The sequence below is a fragment of the Desulfomicrobium salsuginis genome, assembly GCF_054657795.1.
In genome coordinates, this window is sequence record NZ_BAAHYA010000001.1 from 260,364 (window position 1) to 273,519 (window position 13,156).

The 13,156-nt window shown below is 48.5% G+C and carries 10 protein-coding genes; 3 read left to right on the forward strand and 7 right to left on the reverse strand.

Features of this window, described 5'->3' with window-relative positions:
- Nucleotides 1-2,064, forward strand: a complete 2,064-nt coding sequence (locus ACYQ3G_RS01140; RefSeq protein ID WP_459821572.1) for a hypothetical protein — start codon at nt 1-3, stop codon at nt 2,062-2,064.
- Nucleotides 2,065-2,136: 72 nt separating this feature from the next.
- Entirely contained in the window at nt 2,137-3,012 is an 876-nt protein-coding gene (locus ACYQ3G_RS01145) for a viperin family antiviral radical SAM protein (protein ID WP_459821574.1), read from the forward strand.
- Between the two features lie 97 nt (nt 3,013-3,109).
- Here the strand turns inward: ACYQ3G_RS01145 and ACYQ3G_RS01150 are convergent, their stop codons facing one another.
- The 7 genes from ACYQ3G_RS01150 to ACYQ3G_RS01180 form a co-directional block, all read right to left on the reverse strand.
- Nucleotides 3,110-3,295 carry a hypothetical protein gene (locus ACYQ3G_RS01150; protein ID WP_459821576.1) on the reverse strand — a complete coding sequence of 62 codons (186 nt, stop codon included), beginning with the start codon at nt 3,293-3,295 and terminating at the stop codon, nt 3,110-3,112.
- Between the two features lie 258 nt (nt 3,296-3,553).
- Complete coding sequence (locus tag ACYQ3G_RS01155; RefSeq protein WP_459821578.1) at nt 3,554-5,296, reverse strand: cobaltochelatase CobT-related protein; 1,743 nt, start codon at nt 5,294-5,296, stop codon at nt 3,554-3,556.
- A 69-nt stretch (nt 5,297-5,365) separates the two neighbouring features.
- A complete protein-coding gene (locus tag ACYQ3G_RS01160) occupies nt 5,366-6,364 on the reverse strand; it encodes a DUF3150 domain-containing protein (protein WP_459821580.1) in 999 nt (332 codons plus the stop codon).
- 40 nt (nt 6,365-6,404) lie between these two features.
- Nucleotides 6,405-6,686 carry a hypothetical protein gene (locus tag ACYQ3G_RS01165; protein ID WP_459821582.1) on the reverse strand — a complete coding sequence of 94 codons (282 nt, stop codon included), beginning with the start codon at nt 6,684-6,686 and terminating at the stop codon, nt 6,405-6,407.
- A 388-nt stretch (nt 6,687-7,074) separates the two neighbouring features.
- Nucleotides 7,075-8,061: an AAA family ATPase gene (locus ACYQ3G_RS01170; RefSeq protein WP_459821584.1), complete on the reverse strand. Its 987-nt coding sequence runs from the start codon at nt 8,059-8,061 to the stop codon at nt 7,075-7,077.
- Nucleotides 8,062-8,136: 75 nt separating this feature from the next.
- On the reverse strand, nt 8,137-9,339 hold the full coding sequence (locus ACYQ3G_RS01175) for a hypothetical protein (RefSeq protein ID WP_459821586.1): 1,203 nt from the start codon (nt 9,337-9,339) through the stop codon (nt 8,137-8,139).
- A 70-nt stretch (nt 9,340-9,409) separates the two neighbouring features.
- Entirely contained in the window at nt 9,410-10,078 is a 669-nt protein-coding gene (locus ACYQ3G_RS01180; protein WP_459821588.1) for an ERF family protein, read from the reverse strand.
- Between the two features lie 1,308 nt (nt 10,079-11,386).
- Here ACYQ3G_RS01180 and ACYQ3G_RS01185 point away from each other — a divergent pair.
- A complete protein-coding gene (locus tag ACYQ3G_RS01185; RefSeq protein WP_459821590.1) occupies nt 11,387-13,156 on the forward strand; it encodes a hypothetical protein in 1,770 nt (589 codons plus the stop codon).

Here is a 13,156-nt window from a genome sequence, read left to right on the forward strand (position 1 = left end):
ATGACGCTCAATAAAAAAAATATCGAAAAAAAACGCAAAGAAATAATCAACAAACTTCTAATACATATAAATGAACCGCAAACACAAATTGATATAATTAAACATAGCTCAGCAATGACTGATCCAAAGCTATGGAAAATGATCTGTGAATTATTTAGCGAAAATTGTAATTCAAATATCAAAAAATTTATTGAAGAAGGAAACATTCTTCGAAATATTCATGAAAATGCCATAAATAATGCAAATAAATATATAAATCATTTAAGTATGAGCTGGGAGACAATTTTAGCAAGCTTTTCTTGCTACTTAGAATACAACTATTTCAAATCTCCCGATGATAATTTTTTTGATACGAATCATTCAAATTTGGTGTCAACTCTTCAGAGAGTATCTCAAGAGAAAGTAGAAGCAAATAGAGAACAATGGGGAGGTAAGAAAGCGCTGAATAGAGCATTTGAGTTGGTAAAAAAGAGGTTATCCCAAAACAGACCTTTAGATGCATACGTTCTTTTTGATGCCTGGAACGATGTCCTAGAGGTTGAAAGTATTATCGACAGCTACTGTTTTAAAGGATGGGAGTTAGCACATAATAGCAAAATCGTCATCCAACCTGTCAATATCTCTATTTGGAAAAAATGGGAAATTACAAATCATAAATTTAAAATAATAGATTTATTTTATCAGTTATTACCTTTTTTTGCTTTTCAAGATATAGTCAAAACCATCCAACAAGAAAGTCCAAACAAAGAGAGTGCATTTTCTCATATTTACGGACTCAGCGGCAAAGCCTTTCTTATGGACATGATAGGCGAACTTGATGCCACAATTGATGGTACAAAAATTGATCTTGGCGAAGCCATTTATTTCATGAAAATTTTCGACGATTTTTACAAAAACAACTACATTCCTTATATGAAGAAAATAAAGGATGATGGTTGTCCATATGAACAATCCATAATTGAATCAGAAAAAGAACAGATTGAAAATAATATTTTTAAATTTATTAAAAATGGTAACATCCGTTTTGTAGACAAAAGCGAAATATTTAAGATGGTGCATTTCCCTTGCATTGTTTCTCGAACGCAAGAAGAAATGACATCAATGATGACTCAATATGACCCTATTGAACCCGATTCAACAAGAGAAAAATCGTGTGAAGTCATCCTTAGTCTATTTTCTTCCCCTCCGCACTCAAAAGCAATGGACAACGCCCAGTTTCTTAGAGCCCCAGATAAAAGTTTTATCGTTATGCCAAGGTTATATCATGGAGATGTCAAGACTACATTATACAACAGTCTGATCCGAAAAAATGAAGATAACAAAATATTCAGCCTTAACATGGAAAAGAGCATCGAGTCGATGTTTCGATCACAAGATTATTCTACAATATTAAATTTTAATTATTCATCTGAAAACAATTTATGCAATGGAGAAATTGATGTCTTAGCCTACAAAGATAATCATTTAATTATAATTGAAGCAAAGCTAACATATTTTAGAAATCAAACACATTCTATTTATGAACATCGCGATAACCTTTTTACTGGAGCACAACAACTTGAACGTGCTTTAAAAGCTATTAAATCCAACTATGATGAAATATCAGATAAGTTGAAAATTAAATGTTCTTATGATTCGCTATCTATATTCCCATTAATCGTATCAAGCTCTCCGGAATTTGATTTTGATAAATTTTCAAATATTTACAAGACAAGCTTTTTCGAGCTAAAAGGCTTACTATTCCCCGAAATGCTCATTAATGTCCAGGCATTGATTGAATTATACAACAAAAGTAATGAATTTATCTCAACTACTAATCAAATAATAAATAATCAGGAGACGCAAAATTTAATTGAGCAAAATTTTTCTCTTGAAATAAAAAGAGCAAAAGAGCAATATTCCTCAGAGGCGAACTTGATCGCTAAGCACCCCCAGAAACTCGTGAACGCTATTAAATCGCGAGTTTTCTGGAAGAAACTGGAGTCGAATCCTGCAATTATCAGGGGACCAGTTAAACACACCCTTACTCTTAAAAATGGAGATAGAGTCCACTACGTAATCTAGCCTGCCGCATAATCCACACGCCCTCCGTGAAACTGTCTTTTGACAGAACTCATAACACCATGGAGGTCTATAATGGATTGTACTCACGGCTTAATCACTAAAGAATTCATCCCCGCAATCAACCTTTTCATTACAAATCACTGCAACATGCGGTGTCGTTTTTGCTTTGGATCCTGCAAAATCCCATCTATACTTACGCCAATCGAACAGCGCCGGATTTTGAATGACGTCATCCATCAGTGCTACTATTACGGAATAAAAAAAGTCACTTTTGTTGGTGGCGAGCCACTACTTTATTCTGGACTGGACACCGCAATACAACTTGCCCATGACCTTGGATTAACTACATGCGTCGTATCGAACGGCGCTTTAGTTAGCAAAAAATGGCTTTTCAATATTTCACCATCGCTTGACTGGATTGGGCTTAGCATTGACAGCCTGTCTGCAAAAACAAACAAAAAAATTGGCCGAGTCGTAAAAAACAAACCAATATCAAAATTTACATATATTGACTTAGTAGATTCGATTCACGACTCTAAAATTCAACTTAAGATAAATACTACAGTTTGTTACTGGAATTTTACTGAGAATATGACCTGGTTTTATCGTCGCGCTGCACCAAAACGTCTTAAGTTCTTTCAAGCTTTGACTATAGATGGGATAAACGATGCGGAGTCCCGTTCTTTTTCTGTATCAGATGAACAATTTGCAGCTTTTGTTAACCGGCATACTAATAATGGAATTCAAGCTGTAGTCGAGTCTTCATCAGATATGATCGGAAGCTACCTAATGGTGTCCCCTGATGGAAGACTTTTTGACAATACGACAGGTAGATATCGTTTTAGCCGACCTATTTGCAACGTTGGATTCGATGCAGCTTTAGAGGATATCATTCTAGATACAACTAAATTTATCGATCGTGGAGGCTCGTACAACTGGACAAGATAAATATCAAATATAATTATACTTATATTGAAAATATATAAATATAATTATAAATATATTATTAATCTTGGGTGGATATTAATATCCACCCAAGACATATTCACATCACACTATCCTCTTCTTTACAATTACTTTTTGTATTATTGAAACTCACATCCTCCTCTTTTGGCGACATCTCCGACATCACTGCCACCGCAAACACGCCGACGACTCCGGCGATGCAACCGCCAATAAAACTCAGTATTTTTCCCATTCTGTCCTCCCTGGGCATGATTTCTTCAGTCATCGAGAGTCTCCCTCACGATTTCGAGCACCGCAATCGCGATCGCTATGGCTGGTCCCCAACTCATATAGCCTTCCCTCCTTTGTTGTGCCCGCGAGAGCGGTTGCGGCGAACATGCCCCAAACGGATAATGATCCGGTCAGGCGGTCCGAGGATCGGTCCTTGGAATTTCCTTGCTTTCATAGCATCTCCTTATTGATTGGTTGAAACAAAACGGGGGGCCATTAGCCCCCCGCGCGGTTGTTGACTGGCTGAAATAAATCAGCGCCCAAGAATCGCGCCCTCAAGCAGAGTGAACATTGCGTGCGCCAGTTCCGCCACGGAATTCACCACGGCGCTGCGCCCTGGCAGGAGCACGTTTATTCCGGAACTGGTGATTCCGATGCCGTATATTTCAAACCCTGCCTTTTCCCCCTGCTCAATGGCCTGAGTCGCGCACTCCAGAGAATCCGGCTCGCCATCCGTCACGACAAGGATGAGCTTTCGCCTCTCGTTCAAAGGGAGCATGTCCTGCATGACCCACCACAAGGCTTCCCCCATGGGCGTTCCGCCTGCAGGGACGAGGTCCAGATTGGCATGTACCTTCTGGCCGTGCGTGATGACGGGGGAGACGGTCGAATAGGAACCGTTAGGCAACTGCGAACTGGGAAACGCGGTCACGGCGACGTTGATCTTTGAAGCCTCCAAGGCGGAGGCGACGGCGTAGCAAGAGCAGCAGGCCAAGCGGATCCTGCGCACCATGGACCCGGAACAGTCGATCAGGATGTGCACGGTGGTATCGATCCCCGTTCGCTCGGCCTTGGTCCGAAACAACCGAGGATCCGAGACAGCCAGACGATGGAGTTGCCCGGTATCCAGACGCCCTCTTCTGCCGCTTGAAGCTCGTGCCAGGGTCTTTGTCTGCAAGAGGCCCTGCATCCTAGTCCGAAGTGCCATGGACGCCTGCCTTGCCTCCACGACATCAGCCTCGGTCAGGGGGGCTGCTTTTTTAGGTGTGGGTATGGCCACTGTGACGGCACCTTCCTGGGACTGCCGAGAGGTGGCTTGCAGGGCATCCGCCAGGATATCGCCGAGGCTTTGCGGGAGGCCGTCCTCCCCTGCCCCGAGCAGATCGCGGACAAACTCTCTAACTTGGTCATGATTCTCGTTGGCCGTAGGTGCCGTCGAGACATCGGTATCATCCGAGCTGCCCCCACCATCATGGCCATCTCCATCAGCCGGGGTTTCGTCCTGCTGTGACTCCCCTCCCCATTCGGACTGGGTGCTGTTTTCCTCTTGGGGGTCGGTGTCATTTTGTTCGGAACGTCCGTTAGGGCTTTGTTCATTCGGTTCGGACCCGGCATCCAATGGTTCGTCCTGGTCAGGCGACACCGGCTTCTCGGTTGAATTCGCGTACTGATCCAGAACGCGCACTATTTCGCGGGCGAAATCTATGGCGTCCTGGGTTGATCGGCATCTGGTTCGAACCGATTTCAGCACATGTTCGATCTTCGGCCTCACACCTGGAAAGGCCATGTCCACCTGTCCAGCCAGAAAATCCCGTTTGCTAGACAGGCTTTGGACATCCCAGGACCGGACTTCGAGTAAGAGCCAGTTGAGAATGATGGCCGCAGGCTGTGCAGGCTCGTCATACGCCTCCGATCCGAAGACATGCGCAATCAGCCAATCGAAGTTTTGGCGGCACCCAGGGAATATGGACGCGAGTTTGTGCTCGACCCTGTTATCCTCAAGGGTGTTCCACACATGCTTTTCGAGTGGCGTTAGCGCGGCAGCCTTCAAAGCTTGGAAGTCCGTATCCCGCACATGCCCGGCCTCGTGATCCAGGTATCCACGAGCCGTGGCCAGAAGGGTATCCGGGACATCGCCCGGCAAGGACGGCAGCCGGATGACCGTTCCGTCCGTATAGGCGTCAGTACCTCCTATCTCGACTTTCACTCCGTATTTTCGGCCTAGCACGCTGGCCACGAGTGGCAGCGAGCGCATCACGGCCCGTGTGTCGATCATCTGTTCCTCCAAATGCGAAAAGCCCCGGAGATTGTGACTCCAGGGCCGATCGGCTGTATAAGTTCGTCATTACCAAAGCCCGCAATTGGGCATTACCGGCTGCATGGGTATGTCAGGGAATATCGGCGGCAAATCGTCCACCGTAGACACGACGCCCACCTCCTCCTGAATGTCCAACTCCGGCATCTCCCCCTGCCCCTCGATCAGAAGGGACAGAAGGTCCTTGGAAGTCGTACCGTCCATGATCTTCTGCCCATGCTCGATGAGGGCGTCTGTGTCCCGCAGCAGGGAGACGAGGCCCTGAAGCATGAGCAGGTTCGCACCTTCGATCCTGCCGCGTTTGGGCAGGTGTTCGAACGCGGTGTGAATGAGGTCCGCAACCGGAGACACCCGAGGTTCGACAAAGCTCAGGCCTGCGAGTTTCTGATGGATAGTCCGCAGGGGCGAAAGAGCCTTTCGGGTGATCTCTGTCTTTCCGGCAAAGCATTTGTGCCAGGCTTCGGTGGCCGCTTTGGAAACCTCTCCGAACAGGGTCTGTCCCAGGCTCACTACCTCGTCTTTGAGCCCTTCCATGACCGGATCGGCCGGATCGGGAGGAACGATGCGGTAGAGCCGCCAGATGAAGCCCATGCGACTTCGGACATATTCGGCGCTGACTGTCGAGTCGGCGATGATCTGCTCCCAGCCCGAGTGTTTGGCGATCCAGTCCCGCACGGATTCATCGTAGCGCGACAGGAAATCCTCCTTGGCCGCGTTGAAGTCCTGCAGGATCTGCTCAAGCTCGGTTACGATGGCGTCCGCCTGGCTCTCGGGGATGGCCCATCCGCCAAGGAAGCGGACACCGTGCCTGTCCAGTAGGCTCACGGCCCTGGCCTTCAAGGTCCCGAAGACCCGCAGGGCTTCCGGATCACAGACCCTCTTGCTGCCCAGGGAAGCCAGGTCCTCGGGTGGAAGCGTGGCTCCGGCAAAGTCCTCGGGGCTCAGTTTCTTGCGTGCGGTCCAGATGTTCACCTCAAGGTGCAGGGCCAGCAGGCTGTCCAGGACCTTGATGTCGGTGTGCGTGTTCATGCTCTTCTCCTCAAAAGAAAAGAGCGCCTGGTGCGGCGCCCTAATTTCCGTTCACGATGATGAAATCCTGCCGGTCGATCTTGACCAGCACCCTGCGCCACATCTCCTGGATGGGGCACTCGTTCTTGCACTCCTGGCTCTTGATGGTGCGGGTGACGCTCCTCTCAAAGGGCGTGCCGTCGGAGCCTCCGAGCCACATGCTGATGATCAGGCCCGGGGCATTGACCTCGGCCTTCCAGTGATAGCGGAATCCCGTCTCGGGAACCTGCTTGGCCAGTTCGATGGACTGGCGAAAGGGGAAATCCGGGTGAGCTATATCCATATAAATGCTCTCTTTGATTATGTTGATTTTCAAAATGTGACCCAGCAAAGCCGGTATCCCTCGTGGATCTTGGCCAGAGCCCTATCCATCATCTCCTGCACCGGATTGCCCCTGGCGCATCTGGGCATGTCCAGGACGCGGCCTTGACCGGCGGTGTTGAGCCTCCCCCAATGCAGGGCTAGGCCGTTTGGATGAACCACGACTTTCCAGAACTTGCCGCCATGTGGCGTGGATTTTTCCAGGAGAACGGATGGAGGGTGGGCGCAGTTGGACAGGTAGGAGGGATTGGCAATCATGGACTGCAGGACCGAGGTCATGGCCTGGCGCACTTTGGTCAGGTCGTCGGGAGTGGTCGCATCTTTTTGCGTTTCAGCAGCTGCACTCCTCTCTACTCCCCCATGGACTGCGGGAAGACGCGCTGGGCGAGTTCGTGGAGCATGGCCCTGGTTTCCCTGGTGGCGCGAAAGCCCAGTGCCCGGTCCAAGGCGTAGGTCACAGGCTGCACACCTTGCCGGGACAGGGGCTGAAAACGCACGGTCAGGTCGGCCCAGCGAAGAAGCGTCCGGGTCGAAAACGTGACCTCGATGCTGTTGGCAATCCCAACGCCGGCCTCGCCCATGAAAAGCCTGCGGACCTCATTGGCGTATTCGACCATTTTCTTTCGGATTGTTTCAGGGAGTTTCGGACAGCATCCGCCCAGGAGTTTTTCCTCGGCGTCACGAGCAGGGTACCCCATCTCGCACAGCCAGAAACGATCGAGAAAAGCGAGGTTCTGCCGAAGTGTGCCTTGATAAAGACCCGTCTCGTCGGATCCACCATTGGTATTGGCCGTGGCTGCGAAACGGAACATCGGGTGCGGGATGATGAGCTCGCCACCATTCTCCGCGATGCACAGCGCCTCGCCGTCAAGGACGCCGTTCAAACCCGTGGCGGTAGCCGGTTCGAGCAGATCGATTTCGTTCAGGAGGAACAAACCGCCATGCTTCATGGCCAGAGCCAGAGGGCCATATTCGAATTCCATGCTGCCATTGCGGACCGACAGATGGCCCACCAGATCGGGGAACTCCAGGCGGCTGTGTCCAGTGACCTCGAAGACGGGATAGTTGAGCCTGGAGGCGAGCTGCTTGATAGCCGAGGTTTTGCCACTGCCTGTGGGACCGAAGACATACAGAGGGTCGGAGATATTCATGAGCCAGACCGCAATATCGCGGCTCGTCTCGTGGAAAATGTAGCCGGGATCCGGAGTCGGCGTGTAGCTGCAGGGACTGGCATAGCCACGGATGATCCTGCCCGAGGGGCTACCGCTGAAGACTGTGCCTGCGTCTAGTTCCACGGCCTGGAGTTTTTCGAGTTCGTCACGAATGGTTTTGGTCATGTTGTACTCCATAAAATGAACATCCCGGCCGCCCTGTTACGGGTTGCCGGGATCTGCTGGTTGAAATTTTCCGAACTACGAACGCTTGTTGATCCTGCTGACGGTCAGCCGGTCAAAGGGCTTTCCCTCCGATTCGCACCTAGCGATGAGCGCATTCGCCTCTTCCTCGCCAAGGGCAGCCGAGAGTTCCAAGCGCAATTGCTCCTTGTTCAGGGTGCGCCTGCCATTTTGAGCCGAGACCCGGAACCGATGGTTTCCTGCGTTGATCCAGGATCCGCTGACATCGCTCAAGGCATAAGCAGTCCTGAGCCCCTCCTCGATTTCCGATATCTCGACTTCGAGCTCGTCCTGTCTGGCCTTCAAATCCTTGAGCCGGGCCAGCGTGTCGCTCCACTGCGGCTGGTCGATCCCATCGAATTTCGGACAATCGGCGTTGAATTCGCACCACGAGCAGAGAGGATGGAAGCCGTTGGCAGTTGCCACACCGTCGAGGCCTGCGCCACTTACCTTCGACGCGTCGAATTTGAGCCATAACTCTTTGGCTTTATTAAGGCAGAGGGACAGCATGGTGTCGTCCGGCAGGTATGGTCCGAACGCCCTGGCATTTGACATGGAGAGACAGAGCACCCAGGCCTCGATGTCGACCTCTGATGGATTGACGGGCATCTCGACGCCAAACTTCTCCCGACAGATCTGCGGGAACGTAAGCCCGGAGCCCCCCTGCCTATCCGCTTCACCATGAACCCCAAATGCCGGTTGGTCCCAAAGCGCATGCAAAAGGCCGACTTGGCCGTAGACCTGAGTTTCGTAAGAAGAATACAGCGTTGAGGGGATATTTTCGCAGCTTTTCAGCTCAAGAACCCGCACCGTGGGTTGTCCTACTGTGCTTGCAAAAACGAAGTCCAAGTGCGCCCGGATCGGCACCCCGTGGTGGCTGGTCACGATTTCGAGTTGTTCGATCACGGGCATGCGTTGCTGCCTGAAGACATGGGCAATACCCGCTTCGAACCAATGCCCACGCTGCAGGCGCAGTTGTCTGGCTAGCAGCGACGGGAGGTCGTGTTGATGGGCAAGGTCGTCGCCATTCCCGAAGAGCTTGCGCCCCACCGCTGCACGTGGGCACTCCAAGGCACGACCAATATCCGACATGCCAATATACTTGCTTCGGTCTCCCAGCGAAGACGCTGTCCTTTGCGCCGAAGATTCAACAAGCCCTTTGGCCAAGAGAGCCATAAGACCGTGGGATCTGTCTACCTGAACTTGAACAGGATCGTTCATTACCTACCCTCCAAAATGACGAAGGCTGCCCGAGTGGAGCAGCCTTCGCTTGTTTTTTGTGTCCTGAATTTCAAGACGCCTGAGCATATTTCCACCACATCTTTCGCTGAGGGTTCCATTTGAAGCCGGCACCGGCCAGGAGTTCCTTTTTGGCCTGGGTATTGCCGGTGGCCACGATGCAGACCTGCCCATCAGTAGCGGTGATTTCCTGGTAGGCGATGCCATCGAGTTTTGGGAGTTGGGTTGGCTGTGATCGGCTGGGAAGATGGGAAGACGGTGCAGAGTCCTGTATGGCGGGAGCCCTTTTCTGACGCTGCCCGCCCTTGCCTGAGTCCTTTGGCAAGTTCCCGTCGGTGTCGTCCTCGGTCACGATCCCGAGCATGGCGGAAATTGAATAGCGCCGGATGTAGGTCATAGCGATGCCAAGGCCTTGGGGATCGTTCTTAGGCAAGGGGACAACAGCATGGGACGATTGCCACTGGCCGGATTCGGCATGGACCAGCTTGGTCACAAGCCCGAGATGGCCCGGCTCGGCGGGGATCGGATACTGAGTGAGCCAGATGCCATTACTCAGCAACGCTTCACGGCAGGAATCCATGACGCTGTTCAAGGTGGCGTAGTTGGAATGGGTAAAAGGGTTGAGGCGGTCTTTGGTCGCAGGCTGCAGGATACGCTGCACCTGGATCAGGGCATTGGCCAGCTTGGTTGTTTCCAATGAGCAGTAATTTTGTTCGTGCATGATCACTCCTTTATGGGCAAGGGAAAGAATAAAGATCCCCGCTCAAGCGCACAAATGGCTTGAGCGGGGATTTTGGTAGGCCTTCGAGGGAGTGATATATATCTGAAAATATTTGAACGACGATATATTTGCGGGCAGTAATGCCATACGCTCATAAGTCACACATTCGAGGCTTTCCTGTATTACAGCACGCTTTCAAACAGTCATGAATAATCCACCATATTCTTAAATCATTGACTTCTTATGGATGGAACTACCGAGACCAACAAAATTCCGTATGACAAATTTCAAACAAATACACCCTCGATTTCCCATCCTGACTATTGTCTTACACCCTATTATTCTTGACACTTTCCAACGTATGGGGCTTAATACGGCTGGCAAAAAAAGTAGCAACAGTTTATGCTTTAAAATATCGAGGTCGTCCCACCTGTATGGGATCATGTGGAGATATAATGTGGAAACAAGACCATCTGGACTCTACACAGTTCTCATCGCTCCTCGATTGAAATGGGTAGGAACGGGAGTGCTCAAGCTCATAGGCTAAATAACACGAACCAACATCATTAGACATGATTGATAGAGCAGCTCTTCGGATCTGCAGGCAAAATCGCTTTTTCATGGTGATTATTTCACTCGTCACTTTTTGCCCACTTAGCTCCCTTGACATGCTCAGAACAAACGGCAACTCATTTATTCCGTTCACGGTGATCCTGCCGAACCATGAACGAAGGGGAGTTAATAAGCAGCATCGTAGGCTTTCGGCCGAAGTAATCGCCGGACATCTTCTCTGTACAGCATCGACACAAACTACCACTAAATAGTGTGTCGCAGCATGTACTCTCAAATGGTCAGACGCCTCTGAAAGTTACTAACGAGATCGAAGCGCGTGTCCAGACTGAACACAGCGGGCCGCAACAGAATGGAATCGGAAGAATAAAGATCAACGATGACATCGTTTTTGGGCTACGAGATGAGCTAAAGGCCACCATCTACCCCAATAATAAGAAGTGGCTATTGAATTTAAAAATCCGTCAAAAAGCGCCATTGACATTAAAGATGTAATCGTTGGCTTGTTACACAGCACAATGTTATCATTCGTAATATCTACGCAATTCACAGCTGCATTATATCAAATACATTTATAAAGATTATAACAAACTGTAAATCTATATAAAATTTTAAAAAGATTTATTTATCCATACGTATGAAACAAATACGCTCATTAAAGCAACATAAATAAAAAAAATTCACATAAAGTTAACATCAATATCATAATAATTCCATCATAGACGCAAAAAAACTAAAATGAACTACATGGAACAAATTTTAAATGAACAAAAAGATGTTATCAACATGATTCAGCATTATAATTTAGATTATATAGATAAAAGAAATTCAGGAGGGGCATTATGGGTGATTGGCGGAATAGAACTTACGCCAACAATGCTAAAACTTAACGAACTTGGCTTTCCTTTCGCTTTTAAAATTGGAGGAGGGCGAAGTAGCAATTACAGAGATGCTTGGTGGTATATACTTTCAGAAACGCTAAATGAGAAAAAGTTCGAAGCATTGGAAGGCGCTCAGCCTATCTATAAAGAGACGAAATGTATCTCGAATTCAGTACAGCGAATTGACTTCACTAGCTCCGACAATATTACTCCTGCGAAATCATCTAAATCTGCTCTTGCCCCTGAGATCATTGAAAAACTGACTCATGTTCTTTCGGCGCATTTCGTCAATGGATACAGGCTGAACTCCCCGATTGAGTTGGCGCGCTTAAGGTCTTATGCCACGACTCTTTTTGGTGAGGAACTCGCTCTACCTCACGAGGAACTTATAAGGCACATTTCAGCTTGCGGAACCACCTATGACGACAAGGTATATGTCGTTTCAAAAGAAACGAAAAAGCGAATCAAAGAATTAATAGAGAAATACCTCTCCGAAGGAGCTCAAGTTATCTTTTTTGCCGAATTTTATGTAAAAAACGAAAATTGGCTTTTCGGAGCAAACGTGGTCGCTGAGAATATGCTCATCGGCATCCTCCGTAGAATGTTCCCTAGGTTCTCATTCACGAAAACCTATTTTGGCCATATGCACGCATCCGTCTTTGACGTTCTGAAGGGCGAAATCCTGCGCGTCTGGGGCGACAATGTTCTTCTTAACTACAGCCAAATTGCAGAACGGCTGCGCTACATACCCATGGAAAGGATTAAGTTCGCCCTTAGTCATAACGGTGACTTCATTTGGAACAGCGCGGAGACCTTCTCACACGTCAGTCGAATAGAAATTACCGATGAGGAGCGGCAAATAATTCGTGAAACCACCGTGCGGGAATGCCGCGAGCGTGGGTATGCTTCAATTACAGAATTACCCTTTGGGGAAATTCAGGAACGTAACTACGAACTATCCACCTCAGCAATTCATAATGCGATTTACCGCATTTGCCTTTCGGACAAATTCGAGAAAAAAGGCAAAATCATCGCGCACAAAGGAAATGTCTTTGATGCGTTGACTATAATGAAAAATTACTGCCGAACCATAGATAAATGTTCTTTAACCGACCTGCTAACCTACGAGAAAGAATTAACAGGCGAAGTTCATCGCTGGATTCCGATGGAAGCGGGAAACACCGTTCTAGTTCGCATTGATGCGAACACATATGTAGCGGATAGATATGTTCAATTCGACACTGAAACTATTGACGAAGCGATCGAACTTTTCGTTAAGGGAGATTATCTTCCACTCAAGTCTTTCACGACATTCGGTTCATTTCCCGATTGCGGTCAGACATGGAATTTATTTTTGCTTGAAAGCTACTGCCGCCGCTTTAGTCGGAATTTTCGGTTTGATACCCCTTCGGTTAATTCACGGAACGCCGGAGCGATCATCCGCATAACCTGTGGTATGAACTACACGGAAATTATGACCGATGCCGTAGCGAATACCAATGTCCCCTTAAAGGACAACGCCGTGGGCAAGTTCCTGTATGAAAACGGCTACACAGGCAGAAGCACTGCCGCAAAAGTTAATGAAATTATAGATAAGGCGAAGGCCATACGGAAAAGGATAGACTGA